The organism is Oceanicoccus sagamiensis, from assembly GCF_002117105.1.
Taxonomy (GTDB): Bacteria; Pseudomonadota; Gammaproteobacteria; order Pseudomonadales; family Dasaniaceae; genus Oceanicoccus; species Oceanicoccus sagamiensis.
Genome location: NZ_CP019343.1, coordinates 1,628,053 through 1,652,653, shown reverse-complemented (window position 1 = coordinate 1,652,653; position 24,601 = coordinate 1,628,053). Strand labels below are relative to the sequence as shown.

The following is a 24,601-nucleotide window of genomic DNA, read 5'->3' as shown; positions in this document are numbered from 1 at the left end:
TAACGATTGAAATAGAACGCATGGGGTGTTGAAAACAGGTTGGCTACTGCTATACCTAAAGAACCTCCTACACATTATCAGCCTTCGTAGAACGTAATGACCCGATAGAAAAGCCGGGGGTATACGTGTCGCAGTTGCAAGGTATAGGTTACACGTTAGACAAGAACCAGGATCTGTTTATGAATCTTACTGTATCTGCACGCATTATCGGTGGCTATGTCATTGTCTTGTTACTGGCAGCCGCTATTCTTTTCGCCGGCTTATTTGGTCTCAATAGCATTAATAATAGCCTTCACAGTGTTACAGACAAAGCGGTACCTATGGTGGACTCGGTTGCGGCCATGTTATCTAACCAGCTTGAAGCACAGGTTGAACTAGTTCACTACCATAAAACACAAAGCATCAATGACCTTGAAGACATCGCAGATATTTATAGCGATTTAATGGACAACAATACTGATGCCGCGACACGCTTAAAAGCGTTGGCCAAAGACGATCCTGCTATGGCGAAAAAACTGCAGGGGATCTTAGCCTCTCAAGCTGAGATGTTTTCTGCGGCAGATGAAATGATGGCCTCCCATCAAAGCTCTCTGCGTCAGGGAAGAATCATTAGTGATAAAAGTGATAAATTTATTGATATGGGCGATGAGGTTATTAGCTACGCCGTTGATATAGAGGGTTTACTAAAGCGCAGCGAAAATAAAACTCTACTCAGTAAGCTGACTATTTTACTGGATGATACCAGTATAGAAGCTTTAGATGCTTTAGAAAATACAATTCCTGCTGCAGTGGAAGGTGCTGAAAGAACAGTACAAGAAAATTTCGCACAAATGGATGCCATCATTGCAAAAATAGAACAAAGCGGAGAGCTAACAGGCTCTGACGAATTTAATACCCTTAAAGCGTCCTACGATAGCTTTAAAAATGCCTGTATAGGTAGTGATGGTTTGCTACCGCTGTATATCTCAAAGCTTCGCAGCGACCGCCAATCCAAGTCACATTTACAAGCCATGGAAGAAGCCAGCTCAGCAGCTGTTACAGGCCTGAATTCTTTAGCAACGGATATTCGCCGGCTAACAAAAGGTATTGCAGGTTCAGCAACAGAGTCAGTTAGTTTTAGCCAAACCTTAATTATTGTCTTTGCCGTTATTGCGATTGTGGTATCTCTGTTAATTGCTTTTCTAATTACGCAGTCCATTCGCAAACCGCTTAATGAAATTGTTGAGGCCATTCAATGGGCGGCCAGCGGTGATTTGCAACACGATATCGTGGCAAGAGGTAACGATGAGTTCACCACTGTTGCAAATAGCGTACAAGAGCTGGTTACACATTTGCGCAACACCCTACAAGAAATCAATGGTAATTCATCTCAGCTAGCCGCCACCGCAGAAGAGACCGCGGCTATTTCCGAGCAAAGCGCTGAAAGCATTGCCCGGCAAAAAGACCAAACCAATATGATTGCGACGGCTATAGAAGAAATGACCGCAACCGTTGATGAAGTGGCCCGCAGTATTAACCTCACCCTGGAAGAAGTAGAAAAAGCCCATGCAGAGGTCAGCGAAGGTTCACAGTTGCTTGACCAGAACATTGCCGCTATACGTCACCTGTCTGACGATATTGATAACGGTGCCACCGTGATTGAAAACCTCAATGAAAATGCCGAAAACATTGGCTCTGTGGTTGATGTTATTCGAGGTGTTGCCGAGCAAACTAATCTACTGGCACTCAATGCAGCCATTGAAGCGGCCCGTGCTGGTGAGCAAGGCCGAGGTTTTGCTGTGGTGGCTGACGAGGTGCGTACACTTGCCAGTAGAGCGCAAAGCTCTACCGATGAAATTCACAATATGATTGAACAACTACAGGCCGGTGCTCGTGAAGCGGTAACCACCATGAATAAAAGCCGTGAAGAAGCGCAAACCAGTGTCGATAGCATTATCAAAGCTGGCGAGATGTTAGGGCTTATTTCATCCGCGATTACCAATATCAAAGATATGAGCCATCAAATTGCCAGCGCTGCAGAAGAACAGGCCGCCGCCACTCAGGAACAAAATAGAAATATCAATGAAATCGCTCAGGTTGCAGAAGAGACCGCAACCGGTGCCACTGAAAACCAAATGGCCAGCCAAGAGCTAGCTCGTATGGCAGAAACTCAGCTCACATTAGTCAATCAATTTAAAGTGTAGTTCCTCACTAAACCACTAAGGAAATGATTATGAAAACAGTAAAACTTATCGGTGTTGCCATTATGGTATTAACCTTTTGGTCGGGTACTGTCGCCGCTGCAACGTGCGAAATTCAATACACCCGTACCGCCTGCCCTGGTAAAGAAAATATCAGCTATAAAAAGTGTAAGGGCAAAGCCTCCTGCTCTAAATTTAAAGAAGCCGACAGTGCTGACCAGTGTGCCGCCATGGCTACCAAGTCCTGCGCCAATAAGCGTCTAAGTATTACCAAGTCCAAAGTGATCAATGCCGTATTTGATGGCAATGCCATTAAGACCGGTGCCGGTAGTGATGACTTCTGTACCGAGTATGCCAATACCGCTACAGAATTTAACCAGTGTGGTTAGAAACGCTATAGCGTTATCAAAGGCGGCCTCGGGTCGCCTTTTTTGTAGGGTGGATTATAATCCACCGGTATATGGATGCTCATGGTTGGGCTTGGTGGATTGTAATCCACCCTACGATACTGGTTTCAACAAACGTGAAAGAAAGCGTGATCTTAAGGCAGTGAGGTGTTTGTTTTCCGGGGCGTCAAAATGCATGGACGCATTTTGTCGAGCGCCCATGGATGGTTTACAGCGTCCCCGGAAAACAGACCCCTCACTGCCGGACGCTTAGCGCAAAGCCTGTTAAAATTCGTGAAACAGCAGTGGATCATGACCCACCCTAGCTGTAATGGCTTGCATCCTCATTCCCTGCTAGTCTGAATAAGCAAATTTCAGATTATGGAGTGAGTCATTATGGAACTTAGCCAGGATGATAATGGCAAGGTTTGGTATCTTGATGTGAGTGGAAAACCTCAGGGGCCTTTTTCAGAACCGCAAATTCGTTTGGGAATAAAACAAGGCAAGGTCAAACCCGACATGCTGCTATTTGGCCCCGGTATGGGTAAATGGGATCCAGTCTCATGGCACCCTTTATTTGCAGAAGCTTGCGGCATCAAAAAGCCCCAGCGCATCCCCAAAGCAACCTTTCACCAGCAGGCATTAGTCCATGATATCGATTTCGCTATTTATGGCGATGATATGCAATATGTAGAAATCGAATTAGACCCCGGCGAAGCCACTATTGCTGAAGCTGGCGCCATGATGTATATGGATAACCCCATCACCATGGAAACCATTTTTGGCGAGGGCACACAGAGCGGCGTGGTTGACCATCTATTGGGTGCTGGCAAGCGCCTGCTCACCGGTGAAAATTTATTTATGACAGCCTTCAGCAACAGTGGTGTTGCTAAACACCGTGTTGCCTTTGCCGCACCATACCCCGGAAAAATTATCCCCATTAACCTGGCAGAACTGGGCGGCGAAATTATCTGTCAGAAAGAGGGTTTTCTCTGTGCTGCCAAAGGCGTCAGTATTGATATTGTTTTTCAAAAACGCATTGGTGTTGGTTTATTTGGTGGCGAAGGTTTTATTATGCAAAGCCTGAAAGGTGATGGCCTGGCTTTTGTTCACGCTGGCGGGAGTATTCATAATATTGAACTAACAGCGGGGCAGAGCATCAAGGTAGATACTGGCTGCTTAGTCGCACTGGAAAAAACCGTACACTATGATGTGGAGTTCGTGGGCGGTGTAAAAAGCGCCTTATTTGGCGGCGAAGGTTTTTTCTTTGCCAACCTGACAGGCCCGGGCAATATCTGGTTGCAGTCCATGCCCTTTAGCCGCCTTGCCGGAAAATTACATTCAGCGATGCCAAAACAGTTAGGCGGTGGTGCCCAAGTCGGAGAAGGCTCACTCATCGATTCATTAGGGGTGGTGGGTGATTTATTAAACCGCCGCTAATGCTATTCACCCTCTCGTAAAAACTTGCCCAATTTTTTCTCTACAAGGTGGGGAAAAAGCCTCTAAAAGTGTCTTACTTATAGTGCTGTTGAAGATTAAATAATCCACCCAATATGGGATAGGGTTTTATTCAATCAAGGTAGCCTAAAACCAAACCATACTACAACATCTTAGGGGTACAGTTTAGAGGTACAGTTTAGAGGTACAGTTTAGAGGTACAGTGTGTCAGGGAAAGATGACGAGATACCATCTAATAAAAGGACCGCTATGGATATTGGCGTATACCGTTAAATTATTTATGACATCTTAAAGGGTTAAAAGGAGATTGATTATGAAGAGATTACTATCGCTAACCACCGTAACGCTATTTAGCTTGATGATGGTTAATCCGGTGTTTGCAGAGGGGTCAAAGGGCGGCTTTTTTTCAGGTTTAAATAGCCTGTTGGATGACGTCAATGAAGCGACGTCCGAAATTGAAAAGACCAGCAAAAAAATCAATGACACTACGAGCAACATTAAGGCCGCCAGCCAAAGGGTTGAAGGTACTGCAAAAAATGTTAAGGCTGTTGCCAAAGGTGAAGAGCTATTGGCCATAGAAGAAACCCAAACAGAGGCTTCTCAATAACGACAGCGCTATAAGACGATTGTTGAAGTAGGGTGGATTATAATCCACCGGTTATGGCATCTCATAGCTGGGTTTGGTGGATTATAATCCACCCTACAATGCTGCTCTTATCCTGTTACGTCTTTGAGTTTCAACAAACATGTAGATCTAAATCCACCCTATTTATAATTCACCCAACTATTCAAAGCAGGCAGCCGAAACTGCGTACCGTTTAAATCCAGCACAATACTGTCATCCAAAATAGCAATGAGCCTTAAACCCGGTGCCACCTGAGCACCAACACGGGCAATACGGCCATTAAGCTTTACAAAACCTGCACCATCATCGGCTGAGTGAACATGAACCTCATAGTTCAGGGTAGGTACGCCCCGTTGAAAACGGCTGGATCGCTCGGTGATTAAGGGAATCTGCTTTAATATAAATTGGGTATTATCCACCGGTGCTTCCATCACCGGTTCAACGACGGGGGCTGCAGTGACCACAGGCTCTTTTACCATCGGCGTTGTTGCTGCGGGCTGTTGATACAAAGAAGCAATGGAGGTATTGCTGGCAGGTTTTTCTACGGGCTTCTTCGCTACCGTTGTTTCAACCACAGGTTTAGGCTTGGGCGCGGCCGCAACTGGGGCCGGGGCCGGTGGTGCAGGTACTGGTTTTTCTACCGTTATGGCTTGTGCCGGTTCGGCCTCCACCACAGGCGTGACTGGCGTAACCGTTTCATCCGTCCATTGGGAATAGCCAAAGGCAGCCAGTGCTAGCACAATAATAACCCCTTCAATAATCCAGCGCCGAAGCGGGCTGCTGGTTTCAGGGGCAGGGCCATGGCTGGCATGGAGGTTGGGGGTATGGTTTTCTTCGGCTCTTTCCTGATCGGCACGGTTCAGGGCATCAAGTATTAATGACATGTTTAACCCTCCACCGCAGTATTGTCTATGACCAACGCTTTAGCGTTGCCGAGGCGCTCGTTCAGTTTGAGCAAGGTCTTTAAGCCGACCACTCCATCATCTAATAACTGATTATTCTTTTGGAAAATTTTAATCCGCTGCATTAACGCTGAATTAAAGCTGCCTTCTGCTAACAGCGAGTCCTGGCCATCCAGTTCAGCAAATTGCTGTGCCAGCCATTGTACCATCGGGCCACTATACTCCTCAGAAAAAGGTTCCGTATAGCCCGGTGGCGGTGACCAGATAAGAATAAAATCACCGGTCCAAATCTCGCCGATCCGGGACAGGGGTATGTCGCTGGTGATAGAGCCTTGTTGCACCGTAGCCTGTTGATTATCCATCGCCACCAACGTGGCATAGGCTTGCATCTTGGCGGGAGTAATGAGTGAGAGTACGACCGGCCGGTTATAAGCCATTAACTCCTGCCAGGTTTTTACCGTCAGTCTTTCACAGCGTGGGCTGCTGTAGTCTTTTTTATTGCAGTCGATGCTTGGCTTGGTGCTCTCCAGATTGAGTGCGGTAAGCAATTCATTGATTGCTTGCTGTTCGTTATTGATCCATAGCGGTTCGGCGGTGACAGGGGCAGGGGCTATCGTCGGTTCTTTAATCTCTGGCGCCGCTACTACTGCGGGAGCTACAGGGCTAGGCGCTTCACTGGGCTTGGGCCACATCCACCAGGCCGAGGCGATAAACATAGCCGCGACCAGGCTGGCAATAATAGGCCAAAAATTTTTCGCTGCATGCAACTCGATATCATCTTCTTCCCCCATCACCTCGGTAATGGCCTGCTTTAACATGGCGCGATCGACGATGGTTTTATTTTTGCCATAAGTACCCAGCAACATGCGGTCACATAGCACATTAATAATACGGGGTACGCCGCGGCTAACCGTATGAATGCCTTTAACTACTTTTTTCGGAAACAGAGTTTGGTTGGCGGGAAGACCGGCCACCTGTAAACGATGGCGGATATAGGCATCGGTCTCTGCCAGATTAAGGGGCTTTAATTGGTAGCGGGCGGTAATGCGTTGGGCCAGTTGCCGCAGCTCCGGTTTATGCAGCAGGGTACGTAATTCGGGTTGGCCAACTAAAATAATTTGCAGTAGCTTTTTAGTATTGGTTTCAAGGTTGGTCAGCAGACGGATTTGTTCCAGCACTTCAAACTGCAAATGCTGGGCTTCATCAATCAGTAATACGGTATTGCGACCATTGGCATAATTGGAGAGTAAAAACTGGTGTAACTTATCGGTTAGCGCTTTAAGGCTTTGTTCGCCGCTATCATAGTCAATACCCAGTTCATCACAGACGGTGGCCAGCAATTCAATCGCATTCAGTGCCGGGTTCAGGATTAGGGCGATATCGGTATTATCGGGGATTTGCTCTAACAGGCTGCGGTTGACCGTGGTTTTACCGGTACCGACTTCTCCGGTTAGCAGGATAAAACCACCACCTACACCTACACCGTAAAGCAGGTGTGCCAGAGCATCCCGGTGGCGGGCGCTCATAAACAGGTAGCGGGGGTTTACCGCAATAGAAAAGGGCGCTTCTTTTAAACCAAAGTAGCTGTGGTACATGGAGTTTCGCCTGTATATTGCCTGGAAATAATAAACGCGGCTTATTATGCATAAACCGCCCATTTAATGCTATTGCTCAGCCCTCCGTAGGGTGGATTATAATCCACCAAACCCCGCCTTCAGCCGCTAAAACCGCTGGATTGTAATTCACCCTACCGAGATACGGGGTTTATTTAATCGTAATCCCGATATATGCCGTATATAGCAAAAGCGGCTTTGTTTGGAGAAAGATGATGAACTCAAAAAGTGCGGCCTCGATAGCCAATTTGGATAGTGATCTACGCAGTTTTCCTATTCGTCTGGCGGTGCAGGGAGAAGACGGCTTCCCGCATATTATTTCACTCTGGTTCCAATACCGTGATGGCTCTTTCTATAGCGTGACCCATGAATCTGCCTGGGTGCTGCGTCAATTGGAAGTTAACAACCAGGTGGGCTTTGAGATAGCCAGTAATACACCCCCCTATAAAGGTGTAAGAGGCGTTGGCCATATCAGTGTTTCCCCCCTCGAGGACGACTTACTCGAAGATTTAATCGATAACTATCTCGGCACTCAACAAAGTGACCTGGCCAGATGGCTGTTATCCAGAAAGGATGACGAAATGGTTATTCGGATTAAACCCAATAATGTATCCCACTGGGATTACAGCGAGAGAATGGAGGGTGCAGCCAATGCTTAATGACAATAAACCTAAAGTCGGTATCGGAGCTTGTTTAGTGGGTCACGCGGTTCGTTACAGCGGTGATGCTAAAAAGCGCAGTCATGTATTGGACAAATTATCTGAAACCATGGATATGTTGCCACTCTGTCCGGAAGTGGCCATTGGTTTACCCGTGCCACGTGAGCCGATCAGAATTGTTGAAAACGATAGCGGCATCTATGTTAAAGATAGCGAATCACAAACCGTTGACTATGCCGAGCCACTGAGAACATTTGCCAATGAGATGGCAGAAAAGCACAGTGACTTCGCCGGTTATATTTTTGTAAAAGGTTCACCCAGTTGCGGCTTCGAGCGGGTTAAACGTTATAACGATAAAGGCAATGCGCTACCCAATACCGGCGTTGGCGTTTATGCGCAGCAGCTAATGGACAACGACCCCTTACTACCGGTTGAAGAAAATGGTCGCTTGCATGACCCTAATCTGCGTGAAAACTTTGTTCGCAGAGTGCATGCCTACCATGAGTGGAAGCAAATCAATCGAACCGGTGAAGTCCCCACGCTGCATCAGTTAAGCCGTTTTTATTCGCGCTATAAATATTTAGTAATGGCCCATAGCATTACGACCTATAAAGCCATTGGCCGTCTACTATCCAAACCCGATCGTCAAAATCCCCAGCGTCAGGCAGACCAGTTTATTGACATGCTGATGACTGCACTTAAGTCCTCGGCCACACGTAAAGGTTATACCAATGCCTTATCGCATATTAAAGGCTATTTAAAACGGGATATTAGTAGTACGGAAAGAATTTCAATTGATGATGTGATTGACCAGTACCGTACCGGCGATGTGCCGTTGATTGTACCGGTGACACTGCTAAACCATTATTTTAATACTTACCCCAATGACTATATTGGCCAGCAAACCTTCTTGCAAAATAGCGTTATTCCCGCGAAGGCGGGAATATAGTAGGGTGGATTACAATCCACCTTCCCTCACCCTCACAATTGGTGGATTACAATCCACCCTGCGTTAATTTTCCAGCTGCCCCAAATTGGCATGAATAACTGAGCCATTAATAGCCGGAGTATTGGCACAAAACCACAGCGTATCGGCAATTTCTTTGGGCGCCAATAATCGGCCAAAAGCAGACAGTCCGGCAAAATAAGCTAACACCTCCGCATCATTGCCCACATGGTCCCGCAGCATTTCCGTATCGGTAAAACCGGGGCAGATTGCTGCGCTATGAATACCCGAGCCAAATAAATCCTGACAACCGGCTTTCATCAAACCAATCTGTGCGTGTTTGGAACTCACATAGGAACAAGTATTGGCTACACCTTTTTCTCCGAGCGTAGAGCTAACATAAAGAATAGAAGAGCCAGTATTCATTACCGGCAGTAGAAGCTGGTTGAGTTGGCTGGCGGCAATAACATTTAATTGCATAACCCGCTGAAATGTCTCTGCCTCTATATCGCGTACCGTATCCTTGGCTAAAACACCGGCGTTGTGAACCAGTGTTATTGCCTCGGCACCGTTAAGCTGCTCAAGCAATGCGTCACCACAGCGGCTGGGCCAGTTGATATCGCTTAGGTCAGCGGTGATATGTGTAATGCCAGTTAAAGCGGGTTGCTGCCGAGAAAGGTTAATCACGCAATAACCTTTATCGGCAAAGCGTTCTGCGGTTGCCAGCCCAATGCCGCGGCTACCGCCGGTAATAACCAGTACTTTATCCATAGCAAACACTCCAGTAATTTATGGCGATAGTACCGTACCCCGGCGGGTCACAACAGGCCTTAAAAGCTGTAACGTAGCCCAGCCTCAATAGATCGACCCGCTTCCGGCGCAATCTCCCGTAAGAAAGAGCTTGAGTTGCGAATCTCTTCATCCGAGATATTTTTTAGCCGTAAAAAGGCTAGCGCTTCCTGACTATCGGCAATCGCTACACGGTAATTGATACCGGCATCCCAGCGGGTGTAACCGTCGGTTGCCTCCTCATCAAAGCCGGGCTTATCCTGGTCATCCGCTTCAACCACCGAAACATAAGTAGACAGGCTGCCCTGAGTAAAGGCCAGTTTGCTGCCTAAACGCTGTGGTGGCATACGGGGTACATCACCGGCGGTATCCAACTCGCCTTCGATATAGTCACCAAATACGGTTAGGGCAAATTCACCGCCCATGGCCTCGCCCAGTATAAAGGTCGATTCAAATTCAATACCGTAAAACTCGGCGTCTTGTTGCGAGTATTGCAATATCTCGGTTTCATCCTGCTCCAAGCGAGTATTTTGCAAATAGATATAGTCACTAAAGTCATTAAAGAAGACGGTGACAAAGCCATCAACCCAGTCGGTTTTATAGTTTACGGTCAGGTCAATATTATTGGATTGTTCGCTATCCAGATCGGTGTCGCCCAGTTCAATAGAGCTGGTGGCTACATGTTCTACATAGTCGCCAAAACTATTCCCGTCATTGGAAAACAGTTCTTCAATTACCGGGGCACGTTCAGATTGCGATAGCGCGATACCGACGCTCCAGGGCGATTCGCTTTGCCATAGGGCAGAGGCGGATAAACTGAGGCTGGTAAAGGTCTCTTTATCCGTGGCGGAGTCCGGGCTTAACTCGTCGCGGTCAACACGGGCACCCAGTTCATAGGTCCAGTCACCACGATGGTAGTCTTCAACTATAAATAAACCATAGTTACTAACATCCGTCTCAGGGATAAAACTTTCTTCCCCCTCCGCGGAAATTTCTGACTCTTTAATTTGCACACCAATCACTCCATGCCACTGGGCGATCGGGGCGTGAATCAGTTCAAAGCGATTTTCCCAGCTTGTATTACGCCATTCGGTGCCCACTTCAGCACCTTCTAATTCCACATGCTCGTAATCGGTATAAGTGAAAAACCAGCGCAGGTTTTCAATAGCCGGAGTAATCTCATGAATATCGGCGCGGATATCATAGCGAGTTTGCTCGATATCGAGGCGTACGACTTCTTCTTCCTCTTCGCCCTCATGCGCTTCATCGTGATCATCGTCATGCGCTTCATCGTGGTCATCATCATGGTCTTCATGGTGGCCATGGGCACCAGGGGGAACACCGTATTCATTTTCAAGTCGATTTACGGAGAAGCCAATAAAGCTTTTATCAACAATATAACTGGCACCCAAGGTGTAGGAGCTCGTTTCCGCATCAGAATTGTCGATAAAGCCGTCCGTACTGTCTTCATCTTCCGGGGCGGCCTTGCCAGGGATCTCTACATTATTGCTTTCTCGTTGTAAGGCATCGATATGAAAGGCGAGGGGGCCGCTGCCGCCATTAAGGGCGAAGACGGCGGTGGTTTCATCATTAACGGAGCCATGGCGAACTTCTATATCACCCGTTAGCTGTTCGGGTACTGCGACAGGCACGCGTTGATCAACCACATTGACTACGCCACCAATCGCGCCGCCACCATAGAGTAGTGTTGAAGGGCCTCTAAGCACTTCAATCGATTCCGCCAAAATAGGCTCTACGCTAACAGAGTGGTCGGCGCTGATATTGGAGGCATCGGCACTGCTGGTGCTATTTTGCAAGACGGTAACGCGGGCGCCTTGCTGGCCTCGAATAACTGGTTGGCCAACGGAGGGACCAAAGCTGGCATTGGCCAGACCCGGTTTTAGCGCCAGAGTCTCACCGATGGTATTGGCCATACTATTGCGTAGTTCATCACCGCTTAATACCGTGACCGGCATCGCTGTTTCTGCTTCGGTGCGATGCATCGGTACGGTAACCAACATATGCTCAATCGCTGTATCTTGTTCCGGGCTTGTGTTTTGTGCTGTTGCGGACACAGCAGACAATAAGGCAGCCGGCAGGGCAGCCTGTTTAAATAAAAAATTCATGATGTTGAAATCCTGTAATTACGAGTAACTAAGGTCGCGGGCAAAACCCAGGACCTGTCGAAAGATTCAATGTAATTAAGCGTTTACAGGAGGGGCGCGAATAGCGAAGGAAACCGTAGCAGAACCGCTTGCAGCAAGCGGGGTCGACAAAATAGCGGTACTGGTCTGAAGCAGGTCAAAAGGGATATCGACAGTAGCGAGTGAGCCCTGTTCGTTAACCTGATTCAGGCAGAGCGTACAATCGATAGCATGACTGTGGCTGCCATCAAGGGCATCCGCACTATGCTCCGCATAAGCCCATTGCCCTGCAAGCAGGACAAAGACAAATAGCGCTCTGGTAAAAAGTTGGGTCATGGCAAATAGCTGTTAATGATGGCTACGACTGAATGGGAGCAATTCTAAAACAAAAAACCCCACCAAGTATAGATGGGGTTGGTTAAAAAAATCATTAAAGATGATGACGTGGTCTTTTCCGGGACGGCCGTGCCATTCTCTGGCCAGGGCATCACAGGGGGCACGCTAAGCCGTTAAGATTAATTCTCCCTGGCTTAACTTGCGGGTAGGAAGACTGTGGCGATCTATATCCCCTTGCAGGGTTAATAATAAATCTCTGGCAAATACCGGGTCATCAAAATGCCAGGAGTGGGACCAGTTACCCCCGCCGAACTATCATCCGGATTGAGTGTACGCCAGTGATCACCCACTTTAACATTGACCACACGCTCATGAGCATTGTCCGGAATCCCCACCCGGCCTACTCTTGGTGCGGTGCCCAGGCGTTTTACATTGGAGACTTTTAAGGCGGAGTCATAGGGGTTTTGGTAATTGGTAATTCTGATGGCATGCTCAAATAAGCTTTGGGATTTATCATCGTTGATCGATAGCGATTTTTTAGCAATATCGCCACCGATAAAGGCAATCTGGCTAACATTCCAATTGATCCGCGATAAGCTTTTATTATGCCGGGCCTCGTAAAAGGCTTCGCGAATAACATAGGCACCGGTAGAGTGGCCTAAAAGATGAACATCAATATCACATTTATTTTTATCCTGAACCATTTGGTTTCTGGCCAAAATAGCAATGCCATCTTTGACCAGTTTTAAAGCGGTGGCCTTGGCATCGGAGCGGTCTTCCAAATAATTTAAGGTCTTGCTGGCGCTGGGCCAGTCAAAGCTGACAATCGCTCCTTGATAACCCTGCTCTTTTAATCGTTTTTGCAACAGATTATGACGCTTCATAATATCGTCCATGGAATTATTATAGCCATGAACAAACACCAGAATATCGCCATAACGATACCCAGCCACCGGATCTTTATCCTGGGCCGAATATTTACCGACTTCTGCCCGCTTAAGTAACCGTTTCAGCCAATCGGTTTGGGTAAGCTTATGATTGTCAGGGTGGGGTAGGGTGCCATCAGGTACTTCCAGGTAGCGCGTTGCGCCGGGTTCATTACCAAACCCTGCATCGCCGGATTTTTTATGTACGCTGCGAACGCTAATTACAAAATTACTCTCAGTCATATTATCTCCTATCGCTTGTTTTGTTACATCCATCGGTCGTTAGGCTATCCAGAGCCTGTTCCATCGTGCGTTTAAACTTTTCACGTTCGGTTTTTAGCTCGCTTCTTTGTTCTTCGAGCTCTAATAATTGTTCTTCATTGTCGTGAACATCTTGCTGGTCTTGTCGAGCATTTCTGATAAATCGTCTGACCTCTCTAATCTCCTGCTTATTTTCTTCCAGCAAGTCGGTAAAATATTGAAATTCCATTTTCCCCCGCAGCATTTTTACATTTTGCTCAAGCACACAATTTAATTTGCTCACTTGTACATGGGTGCCTTCCCGCATAGTTTCAACCTGACTTTTGGTGGCAAAAAATCCATATATCCAAAACAAACCACCGGCAAAAAAAATCAGGATAGAAATAAATTCTTTATACTCATTCAGCTTATTCACCAGCCCATTCTCATTCATCGCCCAATCCCCCAAACAGGGCCAGAACTGCCAGGGCAATAACAGGATGACCCCAATGGAATAGGTTCTGCCATAGGGCAGCTACCATAAGGTGTGGCACAAACTCTGGCGGGTGTTGCACTGGGCAATTGGTATTGCCCTCGGCGGTAGGACTGGTTGCTATAGTTCTCCTGAATTTCACATTGCCGTAAAATGGATGCGAGCCCCATCTCTTGCTGGCTATAGCCAATAATTTTCCCCAGGGAGCAATTCGACTCTTCAACCCGGCCATCACATTCCTCTCTGACTTGTGTTGCGCTATAACCGGAGTCATAGAGGTCAATGACTTCCTCAATAAAGCAGGCCGCTTTCAGGCTGGTTGAGAAAGTAATAATAGATAGAGCTATAATAAATTGTTGCATCCTTGCCCCCTTAATAATCTAAAGGCTATCCAATGAGAAACATTGAACAACTGTTATACGATAAGACACTCTAAGGGAGAAAATCCCCACCTGATTGGTGCAGCCGACAGGGGTTAGTTTAAAATATCATATTAAAATGCCAGCTCACCTGGCCTGAGCAATAAGCTGGCAAATTTTTTTAAACCGGCTGATGGCTTGACTGCCGGTAGTAAATCGTATGAAAGTCTGTCAATGCTTCTTCGCTGCTGGCTAATAGAGAATCAACATATCGTTGGCCATCTTTACACTGATAGATATGGGCGATTTGCCCGGCACTATCTTTGGCGGTAATAATTTTTATGAGGTCTGAAATAGAGTAAGAGTCATTGTCGTTATCGCAGCGCCTGGAAAACAGAGCAATACAACTATCTTTTATATCAGGCTGTTCAATAAATCTTAGCGTGTCACTAACAGAGCCCAACATAAACCGTTTAACAAACTCAAGCCCCTCGCAATCTTCAACGACGGCATCTACAAGAAATACATATTGATTGAAGCTAAATTCCACCAGCGGAAATCTTATTCTGTCAGTAATACCAAACATGGCATCGGTGATATCTTTGCTTTGCCATTCTTTCCTAATTTCAAAATACATGTGATTTACCTCGATAAAAGGGGTTGTCAAAGTCATTTATTGAGACACTTCAATGGCAAAAATCCCCACCTGCAACCGAGTAATTTTTAATTCCGGCCCGTTTTGTTGAGGTCATTTATCGTATTGGCGGGATTAAAACTGAGTCAAAGCCTCTGTTAAGGAAGGTAAATCCCCTAATTGCTTATGGATACTCCGCTATAATCCTTTTAAAGCACTAATAAAATGGCCCATAAGCCATTAACTTCCCAAGGACTCAAACACCGTGGCTTCACCTCTTAATACCCTCAGCAGCCTGTTCAAGAATATCCGTCAACGTCGGGGCGGGCTGCCACTGATGATCATTGCCGTGGTGGTGGTGGTTATCTATCTCTTAATTGTGACTCGGCCACGGTTGGAGCCAATGGACTTGCCTGAGCGGGTTTGGGTGGTGGAGGCCGTGACCGCCCAACACCGTAATATTCAGCCCCAGCTCAGTCTCTACGGTATGGTGTTTGCGGGCCGGGAAAGTGACCTCAGAGCACAGGTCTCTGGCAATGTTGTGGTGGTAGGCGAGAAGTATAAAGAGGGTGGTTGGGTCAAAGCAGGCGACCTGCTGGTACAAATCGACCCCTTTGAATATGAAAACACCTTAATAGAAAGCCGCGCCCAACTGGCTGAGGCCCGCTCCAAGCTAGACCTGCTGGAGCGTGACTATGTTAGAGCCAAAGAGTTACACCGCAAAAAAGATGCTTCACAGCAGTTTCTGGATACCGCCGAACTTAATCTGGAGCAGCAAAAATCCATTGTCGCTCAGCGCGAAGTCGGCGTAAAACGCGCCCAGCGCAACCTTGAACAAACCAAACTGTTGGCGCCCTATGACGGTGTCGTCGATGAAGTGAATGCAGAACTGGGTATGCGCCTAAGCACCAATGACAAAGTGGCCTTGGTGATTGACACCCAACGACTGGAAGTTCGCTTTAGCTTATCCAACGCCCAATTTGGCCGTATCCTCGATCAGGATGGTTCAGTCTTATCCCGGCCTGTTGATATCACCTGGCAGGTAGGCAACAAGGCCCTGAACTACAAAGGCAGTATTGAGCGCCAGGGTGCACAGATTGCTTCCGAAACCGGCGGTGTGGATATGTATGCGGTGATTAATGGCAGTGATGTTGCGTTGGCAACACCGTTGCGTCCCGGGGCATTTGTTCAGGTCTCGGTTGCCGATCGTCGTTACGATAAGGTTTTATCCATACCGGAACAGGCACTCTACCAGCAAAATACGCTGTATATCGTTAAAGATGACCGGCTGGATGCACGCAAAGTTGATATCGTCGGTAGCAATGGCAAAGAGATTCTGGTGCGCGCCATGAAAAATCAAACCATTGCTGATGGCGAACTGATCGTGGTCACCCAAATCCGCGAAGGCGGTGCCGGTATAAAAGTCAGGGTACAGCAACGTACTAACAGCCAGCCCAAACCCATCCCGGCCAAGGCTGCCACTGAAACCGTGACGCAGGTGCAGTAATGGAAAGCCCTATAGCAGGACCTCAAGGCCGAGTCGGCTTAATCGAACTCTTTGTGCAGCATCGCAATGCCGCCACCTTATTAATGATCCTAATGATTCTGTTAGGCATTTACGGCATCAGCAGCTTAAACCGCCAAGTGATGCCACAGTTTGGCCTTGAGCTAATTACCGTCTCTGTCCAGTGGCGTGGTGCCAGCCCTGAAGATATAGAAAGTAATATTATTCAGGCCATGGAACCGGAAATACGCTTTCTCGATGGGGTCAAAAAAGTGCAGGCGGTGGCTTACGAAGGAATGGCCATGGTCACCGTGGAGTATGTAGAAAATACCAGCATGTCCAAGGCATTAACCGATATACAATCCGCCGTTGCCCGTATTACCACCTTGCCCAGCGATATCGAAAAACCGATTATCAATCAGGTAACACCGCGAGATAATGTGGTTAGCCTTGAAGTCTCTGGCCCCTATCCAGAAAAAGCCCTAAAAATGATCGCCAAACAAATGCGCGATGATTTATTAAATCGCGGTCTGGAGCATATAGAAATTGATGGTGCTCGTGATACCGAGTACTGGGTACAAATTTCTGACTATGTATTGCGTTCGCTCAATCTCTCTGTGCAGGATGTTGCCGATGTGATTGGCCAATCCAGCCTGGATTTACCGGCAGGTAGTATAGAAGCGTCAGAAGTCTCCAAACAAATTCGCAGCAAAGGTCTGGCAAGGTCTACCGAAGCGCTGGGTGATATCGAAGTTAAAGCCCTGAATAGCGGTGAAAAAGTACTGTTAAAAGATATCGCCAATATTGTCGAAGCGCTGGAAGAAAATAAACCCTCCCATCAATTAGCGGGCAATAGTTCAGTCACCGTTAGAGTGAAACGCGCCGCTGGCGAAGACTCTATTAAAGCCAATAGAAAAGTACAGGCTTATCTGGCGGAATTGGAACCTACACTGCCGCCCTCATTAACGGTAAAACAATACGATGTGTTTGCCATGTTAGTGGTAGAGCGTATTGGCATGATGCTAAGCAATGGTTTAACGGGTTTATTATTAGTACTGGCCATTCTCTATGTGTTCTTGTCCGCCCGTTTAGCCTTCTGGGTAGCGGCGGGTATTCCCATCTCACTGCTGGCGACAATGGGCATTATGTCACTGATGGGTTTAAGCCTAAACCTGATCAGTATGTTTGCCTTAATTATGGGGCTGGGGATTATTGTTGATGATGCTATTGTGGTGGGGGAACAGGTCGCCCGCTTACATAGCCAGGGTATGGCCAAAAAAGAGGCGGTATTAACCGGTACCAAAATGATGTTTGCGCCGGTTATGGCGGCATCACTAACGACGGTCATGGCGTTTTTTCCTATATTGATGATTGGCAGCACCATTGGCCAGATTCAAAGCGAACTGCCCAAAACGATGATGGCGATTATTATTGCCAGCCTGGTGGAATGCTTTTTAATTTTACCCACCCATTTACTGCACTCCTTACGCGATAAAAAAGAAGAACAACCACAGGCATGGCGTATTCGCTTTAATCAAAAGTTTGATCAATTCCGCGATGGCCCATTCCAGAGCTTTGTTGAGTTTTGCTTTCGTGAACGTTATTCGGCGTTGGTTCTGGCGGTGGGTGCATTTTTAATTTCCGGCGCCATGTTAGCCACGGGTAGAGTTGGCTTTGAATTTTTTCCCAATATTGAAAACAATACCACCTACGCCAATTTTAGCTTTAGCCCCGGCAGCCCGCGGGAAAAAACCGTCGCCATGGTGGCTGAACTGGAAAGAGCAGCCCGTGTAGCGGACCGCGCGCTGACCGGTGGGGAAGGCAGTTTAATTAATGTAGCTGTTAGTACCATTGGTCAGGTCGAAGGCCGTCAGGATGCGTTAAGGGTAACCGGCGACCATCTAGGTGCCTTATCCGTAGAGCTAACCGGTGGCCAATACCGTACCGTAAGAACTCCTGCATTTATTCAGGCCTGGGAACAGGAAGTCAGACCCTTGCCCGGCCTTGAACGTCTAACCATTATTGAACGTAAAGACGGTGGCCCACCGGGTAAGGCGATAGATATTCGCTTATTTGGTGCTGATTTAAAAACATTAAAAGCTGCTGCTATAGAAGCGCGGGAACAGTTAGCCAAACTCCCCGGAGTGATGGCGCTGGAAGATAATCTGCCCTGGGGTAAAGAAGAAGTTATTATTGAAATAACACCGGAGGGGCGGGCATTAGGTTTTACCACGCAGTCCGTCGCACGCCAGGTAAGAAATACCTATGAAGGGGCCATAGCCAAACGTTTTAGCCAGGACCAGGAAGAAATTATTGTTCGCGTAAAGCACCCCGAAAAAAGTGCCGACAGCGTTAACCTGGAAGATTTATATTTAACCCCCCACGATGGTTTTAGACGTGTACCACTCAGTGAAGTCGTTAGCTTTAACCAGACCGTTGGTTTTTCCAGAATTCTACGTGAAGATGGTTTGCGGCAGGTCTCAATAGAAGGTGAAGTCGACCCGCAAATTACTACACCCGGCGTGGTATTAAAAACCTTTGGCGAAAGCATTGCGCCACAGATTGCTGAAAAATACGGCGTTGAGTTTGCCTTAAAAGGCAAGGCCGATGAGCAGCGTGAAGCCGCCGGCGGTGTCAAGATGGGTGGGCTATTAGCCTTTTCTTCTATCTATATTATTTTAGCCTGGGTGCTAACCAGCTATAGCCGTCCCTTAGTGGTTATGTCGATTATTCCTTTTGGTATGATCGGTGCGATTTTAGGCCACTGGGTGATGGGCTTTAATATGAGCATGTTTAGCATTATCGGCTTGCTGGGTCTGGCCGGTATTGTAGTGAATGACTCGATTATTTTAGTCACCACCGTCAAGCAAAAAGAAGAGGAGGGGCTGGCTTTATATGATGCCATTATGGCGAGTACCCATGAACGCCTGCGGCCGGTTATCTTAACCACCCTGACCACGATTGGCGGCCTGATTCCCATATTGTCCGAAACCTCAAAACAGGCGCAGCTGATACAGCCCCTGGCGATCACGATGGTATTTGGTTTATTGATATCCACTACCCTGGTATTGGGCTTTGTGCCTGCGCTCTTGGGGATTATTGGTGATTTGCGTGGCACCTTAAAAAGAGCCCCTGATAATAGCGGGGTTAACGCCCAGGCCAAGGCTTAATAAGCCTTGGCATTAAAAGTCAGTATTGATACCTTTAAGTATCGTTGAGTAATACATGGCGCCTTTAACCAGGCAGGGGGTGTATGTTGAGTATTGCCGCTAAAGGAAGTTACGGCGTGTTTGCCGAGTGCCCTCGGTGCCATCGATCTATCCCCCATGGTTTTCAAATCTGCAACCACTGTGGCCATGGGGTCACCGCGGACCAGCAACAGGCATTACGGCAACGTCTGGCGACACACTTTTTTGGTTATCTATTGATGGCAGGCAGCATGATCATCCTGGTGGTGCTGGCAGCGAATCAATGGCTAGTCTAATACCTGCAAGGGGCACCCCGATGACAATAACAAACCTGAGCACGCTGGCACTGAGCCTATTGCTGATAAGTGGCTGTGCAGCTACAGATAACACAAACCAGGCCGATAAACCCACTAACACTGCTGTGGCAACCACCTGCGAAGAACCCCGCCCACAAATCTGTACGATGGAATATCGGCCAGTGTGCGCCACCCTCGAAAACGATGAGCGCAAAACCTTTGGCAGTGCTTGTTCTGCCTGTGGCAATGGTCTGGTACAGGCGCATCGCCCCGGTGCCTGTGAGGACTAAAGCCAGCAGAGTGGTGTGATCGCTATTAATTGATTAGAATTAGTGCCTAACTTTTTGATTTGCTAAAGGAAGTAATGTCAGGTCAAACACCGACAAACGATACTGCGGACTCGTCGCCAATCTGCCCGGTAGGGGAGAGTCAGTGTGGGGTGATCGATGAGGTTGTTGCCCTGCGGGGTGAAGTAGCAACCCTGTCCGAGCAGGTGCGTACCGATACCCTCACCGGTTTATTTAACTTCCGTCACTTCCGTCAGGCCCTGGATCAGGAAATGGAGCGTACCCGACGCACCATGCAAAGCACCGCGCTGGTGATGGTCGACCTCGACTACTTTAAAAAAGTGAATGATAGCTGGGGGCACGAAGTGGGCAACCAGGCCTTAGTCTCAACCGCCCAGTTACTACGTTCCACCACCCGCCGTTTAGATATCCCTTGCCGCTATGGTGGCGAAGAATTTGCCGTGATTTTACCCGCCACGGATTTAATGACGGGTATTCAAGTGGCGGAGCGGATACGTGCAGCGATAGAAACCACCCCCGTGATGGTCAATGGCGAGGATATTGGGTTAACCGCCAGCCTGGGTGTTGAAATCTACAGCGCCCTAAAAGAAGATACCCCTGAGCAGCTGATCGAGCGCGCCGACCGCTGCCTCTATAAAGCCAAGCAGCAGGGCCGCAACCAAGTCTGCCATGGCACCTTTGATATGGGCCAGAGCGAAGCGGCTGTCAGCGAAGAGGAACGGGATGCACTGTCTGATTTCTTTGGTGACGATAGGGCCGATGAGGAATAACAGCAACTATTAGTCTATAAAGCACTTTAAAATTCACGTTTTTATAACCTATGTGCATTAGCTCAAGGCTAAATATCCGGTTATGATAAATAACAAACGCTGATCTGTATTCGCGTACCAAAGGAGTTATCTATGCTTGGTTCTGTTGATATCAAAGACCATATGGCAAAAAATCCGGTGACTATTTCGCCCGATGCACCTCTCTCCGATGCGGTAAGTAGTATTTTGCGTCATAAGATTTCCGGCCTCTGTGTCGTTGATAACAATAAAAAACTTCTGGGCGTACTCTCTGAGCTGGACTGCCTGAAAGGGTTTATGGCCGCCACCTATAATAGCGCCAGTATCGGCAATGTCTCCGACTATATGACCACGGAAGTAGATGTTGTCGATGTACATGAAAATATTATCAATGTCGCCAACGATATGATGAGTAAAAGCCAACGTCGCCGCCCGGTGATACAAGACGGCAAGTTGATCGGCCAAATTTCCTGCCGCCAGTTATTGTATGCCGTGGAAGAATTCTCCAGCAACGCCAGTTACGCTTAAGTCCCCAGCCATTACCCTCGATGCCTGGTAGGGTGGATTACAATCCACCAAGCCCAACCATGAGCCTTCATAACCGGTGGATTATAATCCACCCTACGGGCTGCATTTTGACGCCCCTTAAAACAGATACCTCACTGCCTTAAGAACACGCATTCTTTCAGCCAGTATCGTAGGGTGGATTACAATCCACCAAGCCCAACCATGAGCCTTCATAACCGGTGGATTATAATCCACCCTACGGGCTGCATTTTGACGCCCCTTAAAACAGATACCTCACCGCCTTAAGATCACGCATTCTTTCAGCCAGTATCGTAGGGTGGATTACAATCCACCAAACCCAGCACAGCACGTTCCCAACTTATGCAAAACGATTACCCCCAACACCAGCCAACGTTTTTCACCCAGAAAATTTCCAAAGCTAGGTTCCCGCCTGCACAGGAATGGCATCTTTATTTTGAGCAGACCTCTGGCTTTTCTTGATATTGGCAAGCAGCGGTAACAACACCACTGCAAATAAAGGAATAAACACCATTCCCAAACTCAGCAAACTACTTTGCACACCATAAGCATCTACCCAATAACCCAGTATCGGCCCCGTCACAATAAAAATACCCCTGACACCCAGACTGACCAAAGAATTAATCGTGGCGCGAAAGTTGGCTTTAACACGTTTGTTTAACGCATCATAAAACACGACCAAACTTAAACCCCGGCTAACTGGAAATGCCAAGCCCATGGCAAGGCCCAATAAACCACCAAAAGACCCCATACCAAAAAAACCGATCATCGGTAATAGGGCGATCAGAATAAACACCTTGCGAAAACCTAACAGTGCTTCAATTTCAGTTGCATAACGGGCAGTGACGCCACGGATAATACAGTGGCAGGCCCAGATATAACCAAACCAGGTCACCGGAATAGATTGCAACTCCCAATACTTTTGGTACAGCCAAAAGGTATATAAGGCCGCCAGGCTAAACACAATAATAGCCAGCGCCGTCCATAACACTAAGGGGTCTTTAGTGATATTGTGACAAACCTGCTGCCAGTTTTCTTTGTGGCTGTTCGTGCTTATTTGTCTGGGTGCTTCTACCAATAGCAGGGCAAATACCAACCCCAGCACACTGATAATTGCCTGCGCCCATAAAACCCAGTCCAAATACCACAGACTTAAAAGACTGGCTAACACGGCGGCAAAACCTCCGGCAAAGCCTTCAATAGAAACAAGGCGTGCAATATGGCGGCTGTTATCGCCTTTGTATTTCTGCTTGCCATCCCGGTTAAGATAACTTTGGCTATCATAGAGCAGGGCTAAGTCAGCACCGGAGTTTAGGCTGACACCCAAGCCCATAATGGCTTCATAAATTAAAAAGTCAGTAAAGCTATCGGCAAACACTAAATGCACAAACGATAAAAAGCATAAACCCGCACCCAGTGCGATAGTATTTTTTCGTCCCCACAAATCCGCCAGATAACCGCTGGGTACTTCGCAGACCGCAACCACCAACGCAAACAAGGCCTGAGTTTGCAGAACTTCAGACATAGTCAGGCCGTGCCTTTGCATTAGCGGTACAAAGATAGCGGTAATAATCATGGCGTTTTGAAAAAACGACATGAGATATATGTTAGTAATATTGCGGTGTAGTGCTCGTTCCATGGCGGACTCCTTACTGCATAAAGCACCGGAGAACCAAATATCGGAGAGTTTTACGTTATGAAAAAAGCAAGTGACATAACGAAAAAAGCCTCCGGGCTGTTGGTCCTCGGAGGCTTTTATTCGTTAATTAATGAACTTTACCTCGAAGAACCGATGCCCTTATGCATACGCACACAAGACGCCACTGCAGCAAAGGGTTTGCCGAGTGATGCGGGTGCTGTATAACTAATTCGGTTTAAGGTGTTCATTGTTGTAATCTGTTCGTTGTTTTAAAAAACGTGCTTTTGCAAGCAGGCGGAGGATATTGCGCCTCGATCAAAATGAAGTCAATCCCCGTTAGTGATTATTTTTAATAAATTCTGGCTAAAAGCGCAGCACTGACTTCATTGCGTATGGAGAGGGGCTTTGCTAGAGTCATTTGATAACCGGAACAGACGACAATAATTGAGAAGGCGCTCTTCGTGAATATAAACCGTATACTTATATTAATTGCTATCAGTGTGTTGGCCGCCTGTGCCGAGGAAGCACCCAAGCAGCAGGCGATAGAAGTGATTGTCGACAACGTTGTTATAAAACCCTACCAGCCCAATAGCACCTATGTGGGCCGTTTGCAGGCCCAGGAAGATGTGCGGATCCAAGCCAAGGTTGCAGGCTACCTAAAATCCCGGCACTTTAAAGAGGGCGACCTGATCGAGCAGGGAGCCTTGCTCTACCAAATTGACCGCGCCCAATATGACGCCAGCTACGCCCGGGCCAAAGCCGACAATGCCAAGGCCCAGGCCGCCAAAGAAGTCGCCGACCTCAACTTAGCCCGGGGCCAGGAGCTGGCACCTCAGGGCGCTATTTCCCAATCGGAACTGGATAAAATCACTGCCACTAAATTACAGGCCGACGCCGACCTGCAAGCGTCACTGGCGCAGTTGCAAAGTGCTGAGGTTGATTTAAGTTATACCACCATCAGAGCACCGATCTCTGGCCGTATTGGACGTAGTGAAATCACCGCCGGTGATTTGATTGGCCCCGACAGCGGTGTGCTGACATCGCTGGTAAGTATTGACCCTATCAATGCTATCTTCCAGGTTAGCGAAGCCATCTATTTAATGAGCGATGAGCGCAGGCGCAAACAGGAAAGTGAAGGCCGTGAGGTGCCCAGACTAACGGTAAAGCTGGAACTATCGAACCAGGAAATTTACCCCGAAGCGGGTTTTATCGATTATGTGTCTAACCGTATTGATGAAACCACAGGTACGATAGAAGCCCGTGCGGTTATTCCCAATGCCGAAGGTTTATTGCGCCCCGGCCAGTATGTCAAAGTGATACTTGAAGTGCCCTATGATGTTAACACCCTGATGCTGCCGCAACCGGCTGTGCAAGCTGACCAGCAGGGCAGCTTTGTACTGATTGTCGATGCCAATAATAATGTGCAGCGTCGCAATGTTGACCTGGGTGACAGAATTAACGATTTAGTCGTCGTGAATCAGGGCGTTGAAGAGGGCGACAAAGTGATTGTCCGCGGTTTGCAAAAAGTGCGTCCGGGCCTGCAGGTAACCTACCAGGAACTCTCCAAACAAAAAGCCGAAGCCGAAGCCCTGAGGGCAAAGCAACAAGCAGAGCCCGCCGCCGATAATAAAGGAGCCTAACT

At 47.7% G+C, this 24,601-nt stretch carries 23 protein-coding genes; 13 read left to right on the top strand and 10 right to left on the bottom strand.

The window, feature by feature from the left end:
• Positions 1-179 precede the first annotated feature (179 nt).
• The 4 genes from BST96_RS07455 (at position 180) to BST96_RS07440 (ending at position 4,631) form a co-directional block, all read left to right on the top strand.
• Positions 180-2,183, top strand: coding sequence for a methyl-accepting chemotaxis protein (locus tag BST96_RS07455; RefSeq protein WP_085758097.1), 2,004 nt, complete (start codon positions 180-182; stop codon positions 2,181-2,183).
• A gap of 29 nt (positions 2,184-2,212) precedes the next feature.
• Positions 2,213-2,569 carry a hypothetical protein gene (locus BST96_RS07450; RefSeq protein ID WP_085758096.1) on the top strand — a complete coding sequence of 119 codons (357 nt, stop codon included), beginning with the start codon at positions 2,213-2,215 and terminating at the stop codon, positions 2,567-2,569.
• A 393-nt stretch (positions 2,570-2,962) separates the two neighbouring features.
• On the top strand, positions 2,963-4,006 hold the full coding sequence (locus tag BST96_RS07445; protein WP_085758095.1) for a TIGR00266 family protein: 1,044 nt from the start codon (positions 2,963-2,965) through the stop codon (positions 4,004-4,006).
• A gap of 331 nt (positions 4,007-4,337) precedes the next feature.
• Positions 4,338-4,631, top strand: coding sequence for a hypothetical protein (locus tag BST96_RS07440; RefSeq protein ID WP_085758094.1), 294 nt, complete (start codon positions 4,338-4,340; stop codon positions 4,629-4,631).
• Positions 4,632-4,789: 158 nt separating this feature from the next.
• On the opposite strand, the gene BST96_RS07435 is transcribed toward BST96_RS07440, so the two are convergent.
• Both BST96_RS07435 and BST96_RS07430 read right to left on the bottom strand, forming a co-directional pair.
• The gene (locus BST96_RS07435) at positions 4,790-5,533 is read right to left on the bottom strand and encodes a general secretion pathway protein GspB (protein ID WP_085758093.1); all 744 of its coding nucleotides are present in this window, start codon (positions 5,531-5,533) and stop codon (positions 4,790-4,792) included.
• A 2-nt stretch (positions 5,534-5,535) separates the two neighbouring features.
• Entirely contained in the window at positions 5,536-7,146 is a 1,611-nt protein-coding gene (locus BST96_RS07430) for an ExeA family protein (protein WP_085758092.1), read from the bottom strand.
• Between the two features lie 233 nt (positions 7,147-7,379).
• On the opposite strand from BST96_RS07430, the gene BST96_RS07425 reads away from it, so the two are divergent.
• Both BST96_RS07425 and BST96_RS07420 read left to right on the top strand, forming a co-directional pair.
• On the top strand, positions 7,380-7,823 hold the full coding sequence (locus BST96_RS07425) for a pyridoxamine 5'-phosphate oxidase family protein (protein WP_206045421.1): 444 nt from the start codon (positions 7,380-7,382) through the stop codon (positions 7,821-7,823).
• Complete coding sequence (locus tag BST96_RS07420) at positions 7,816-8,772, top strand: YbgA family protein (protein WP_157117894.1); 957 nt, start codon at positions 7,816-7,818, stop codon at positions 8,770-8,772. The genes BST96_RS07425 and BST96_RS07420 overlap by 8 nt, the downstream gene beginning before the upstream one ends.
• Before the next feature lie 63 nt (positions 8,773-8,835).
• Here the strand turns inward: BST96_RS07420 and BST96_RS07415 are convergent, their stop codons facing one another.
• The 7 genes from BST96_RS07415 to BST96_RS07385 form a co-directional block, all read right to left on the bottom strand.
• Positions 8,836-9,540 (bottom strand): SDR family NAD(P)-dependent oxidoreductase, encoded by a 705-nt coding sequence (locus tag BST96_RS07415; protein WP_085758089.1) that lies wholly within the window; start codon positions 9,538-9,540, stop codon positions 8,836-8,838.
• A 59-nt stretch (positions 9,541-9,599) separates the two neighbouring features.
• Positions 9,600-11,684: a TonB-dependent receptor gene (locus BST96_RS07410; RefSeq protein ID WP_085758088.1), complete on the bottom strand. Its 2,085-nt coding sequence runs from the start codon at positions 11,682-11,684 to the stop codon at positions 9,600-9,602.
• Between the two features lie 75 nt (positions 11,685-11,759).
• A complete protein-coding gene (locus BST96_RS07405) occupies positions 11,760-12,038 on the bottom strand; it encodes a hypothetical protein (RefSeq protein ID WP_085758087.1) in 279 nt (92 codons plus the stop codon).
• A gap of 242 nt (positions 12,039-12,280) precedes the next feature.
• Positions 12,281-13,207, bottom strand: coding sequence for an alpha/beta hydrolase (locus BST96_RS07400; RefSeq protein WP_206045420.1), 927 nt, complete (start codon positions 13,205-13,207; stop codon positions 12,281-12,283).
• Position 13,208: 1 nt separating this feature from the next.
• Complete coding sequence (locus tag BST96_RS07395; RefSeq protein ID WP_085758086.1) at positions 13,209-13,658, bottom strand: hypothetical protein; 450 nt, start codon at positions 13,656-13,658, stop codon at positions 13,209-13,211.
• Entirely contained in the window at positions 13,655-14,059 is a 405-nt protein-coding gene (locus BST96_RS07390) for a hypothetical protein (protein WP_085758085.1), read from the bottom strand. The genes BST96_RS07395 and BST96_RS07390 overlap by 4 nt, the downstream gene beginning before the upstream one ends.
• Positions 14,060-14,237: 178 nt before the next feature.
• A complete protein-coding gene (locus tag BST96_RS07385) occupies positions 14,238-14,693 on the bottom strand; it encodes a hypothetical protein (RefSeq protein ID WP_085758084.1) in 456 nt (151 codons plus the stop codon).
• Between the two features lie 262 nt (positions 14,694-14,955).
• Here BST96_RS07385 and BST96_RS07380 point away from each other — a divergent pair, with 262 nt between their 5' ends.
• The 6 genes from BST96_RS07380 (at position 14,956) to BST96_RS07355 (ending at position 21,302) form a co-directional block, all read left to right on the top strand.
• The gene (locus tag BST96_RS07380) at positions 14,956-16,197 is read left to right on the top strand and encodes an efflux RND transporter periplasmic adaptor subunit (RefSeq protein WP_085758083.1); all 1,242 of its coding nucleotides are present in this window, start codon (positions 14,956-14,958) and stop codon (positions 16,195-16,197) included.
• A complete protein-coding gene (locus BST96_RS07375; RefSeq protein ID WP_085758082.1) occupies positions 16,197-19,364 on the top strand; it encodes an efflux RND transporter permease subunit in 3,168 nt (1,055 codons plus the stop codon). Before BST96_RS07380 ends, BST96_RS07375 begins: the two co-directional genes overlap by 1 nt.
• A gap of 83 nt (positions 19,365-19,447) precedes the next feature.
• Complete coding sequence (locus BST96_RS07370) at positions 19,448-19,678, top strand: hypothetical protein (protein ID WP_085758081.1); 231 nt, start codon at positions 19,448-19,450, stop codon at positions 19,676-19,678.
• A 20-nt stretch (positions 19,679-19,698) separates the two neighbouring features.
• Complete coding sequence (locus BST96_RS07365; RefSeq protein WP_085758080.1) at positions 19,699-19,968, top strand: hypothetical protein; 270 nt, start codon at positions 19,699-19,701, stop codon at positions 19,966-19,968.
• A gap of 74 nt (positions 19,969-20,042) precedes the next feature.
• Positions 20,043-20,756, top strand: coding sequence for a GGDEF domain-containing protein (locus BST96_RS07360; protein WP_085758079.1), 714 nt, complete (start codon positions 20,043-20,045; stop codon positions 20,754-20,756).
• Between the two features lie 132 nt (positions 20,757-20,888).
• Positions 20,889-21,302 (top strand): CBS domain-containing protein, encoded by a 414-nt coding sequence (locus BST96_RS07355; protein WP_085758078.1) that lies wholly within the window; start codon positions 20,889-20,891, stop codon positions 21,300-21,302.
• 418 nt (positions 21,303-21,720) lie between these two features.
• Here BST96_RS07355 and BST96_RS07350 read toward each other — a convergent pair whose 3' ends face one another.
• A complete protein-coding gene (locus BST96_RS07350; protein ID WP_085758077.1) occupies positions 21,721-22,959 on the bottom strand; it encodes an MFS transporter in 1,239 nt (412 codons plus the stop codon).
• A gap of 461 nt (positions 22,960-23,420) precedes the next feature.
• Between BST96_RS07350 and BST96_RS07345 the strand changes: the two genes are divergently transcribed.
• The gene (locus tag BST96_RS07345) at positions 23,421-24,599 is read left to right on the top strand and encodes an efflux RND transporter periplasmic adaptor subunit (RefSeq protein ID WP_169713946.1); all 1,179 of its coding nucleotides are present in this window, start codon (positions 23,421-23,423) and stop codon (positions 24,597-24,599) included.
• Positions 24,600-24,601: the final 2 nt, after the last annotated feature.

What these genes read in the sequence shown, in the direction of transcription:
- BST96_RS07455 (WP_085758097.1), top strand. Translation starts at nt 180, where the DNA reads ATGAATCTTACTGTATCTGCACGCATTATCGGTGGCTATGTCATTGTC.
- BST96_RS07450 (WP_085758096.1), top strand. Translation starts at nt 2,213, where the DNA reads ATGAAAACAGTAAAACTTATCGGTGTTGCCATTATGGTATTAACCTTT.
- BST96_RS07445 (WP_085758095.1), top strand. Translation starts at nt 2,963, where the DNA reads ATGGAACTTAGCCAGGATGATAATGGCAAGGTTTGGTATCTTGATGTG.
- BST96_RS07440 (WP_085758094.1), top strand. Translation starts at nt 4,338, where the DNA reads ATGAAGAGATTACTATCGCTAACCACCGTAACGCTATTTAGCTTGATG.
- BST96_RS07435 (WP_085758093.1), bottom strand. Translation starts at nt 5,533, where the DNA reads ATGTCATTAATACTTGATGCCCTGAACCGTGCCGATCAGGAAAGAGCC.
- BST96_RS07430 (WP_085758092.1), bottom strand. Translation starts at nt 7,146, where the DNA reads ATGTACCACAGCTACTTTGGTTTAAAAGAAGCGCCCTTTTCTATTGCG.
- BST96_RS07425 (WP_206045421.1), top strand. Translation starts at nt 7,380, where the DNA reads ATGAACTCAAAAAGTGCGGCCTCGATAGCCAATTTGGATAGTGATCTA.
- BST96_RS07420 (WP_157117894.1), top strand. Translation starts at nt 7,816, where the DNA reads ATGCTTAATGACAATAAACCTAAAGTCGGTATCGGAGCTTGTTTAGTG.
- BST96_RS07415 (WP_085758089.1), bottom strand. Translation starts at nt 9,540, where the DNA reads ATGGATAAAGTACTGGTTATTACCGGCGGTAGCCGCGGCATTGGGCTG.
- BST96_RS07410 (WP_085758088.1), bottom strand. Translation starts at nt 11,684, where the DNA reads ATGAATTTTTTATTTAAACAGGCTGCCCTGCCGGCTGCCTTATTGTCT.
- BST96_RS07405 (WP_085758087.1), bottom strand. Translation starts at nt 12,038, where the DNA reads ATGACCCAACTTTTTACCAGAGCGCTATTTGTCTTTGTCCTGCTTGCA.
- BST96_RS07400 (WP_206045420.1), bottom strand. Translation starts at nt 13,207, where the DNA reads ATGACTGAGAGTAATTTTGTAATTAGCGTTCGCAGCGTACATAAAAAA.
- BST96_RS07395 (WP_085758086.1), bottom strand. Translation starts at nt 13,658, where the DNA reads ATGAATGAGAATGGGCTGGTGAATAAGCTGAATGAGTATAAAGAATTT.
- BST96_RS07390 (WP_085758085.1), bottom strand. Translation starts at nt 14,059, where the DNA reads ATGCAACAATTTATTATAGCTCTATCTATTATTACTTTCTCAACCAGC.
- BST96_RS07385 (WP_085758084.1), bottom strand. Translation starts at nt 14,693, where the DNA reads ATGTATTTTGAAATTAGGAAAGAATGGCAAAGCAAAGATATCACCGAT.
- BST96_RS07375 (WP_085758082.1), top strand. Translation starts at nt 16,197, where the DNA reads ATGGAAAGCCCTATAGCAGGACCTCAAGGCCGAGTCGGCTTAATCGAA.
- BST96_RS07370 (WP_085758081.1), top strand. Translation starts at nt 19,448, where the DNA reads ATGTTGAGTATTGCCGCTAAAGGAAGTTACGGCGTGTTTGCCGAGTGC.
- BST96_RS07365 (WP_085758080.1), top strand. Translation starts at nt 19,699, where the DNA reads ATGACAATAACAAACCTGAGCACGCTGGCACTGAGCCTATTGCTGATA.
- BST96_RS07360 (WP_085758079.1), top strand. Translation starts at nt 20,043, where the DNA reads ATGTCAGGTCAAACACCGACAAACGATACTGCGGACTCGTCGCCAATC.
- BST96_RS07355 (WP_085758078.1), top strand. Translation starts at nt 20,889, where the DNA reads ATGCTTGGTTCTGTTGATATCAAAGACCATATGGCAAAAAATCCGGTG.
- BST96_RS07350 (WP_085758077.1), bottom strand. Translation starts at nt 22,959, where the DNA reads ATGGAACGAGCACTACACCGCAATATTACTAACATATATCTCATGTCG.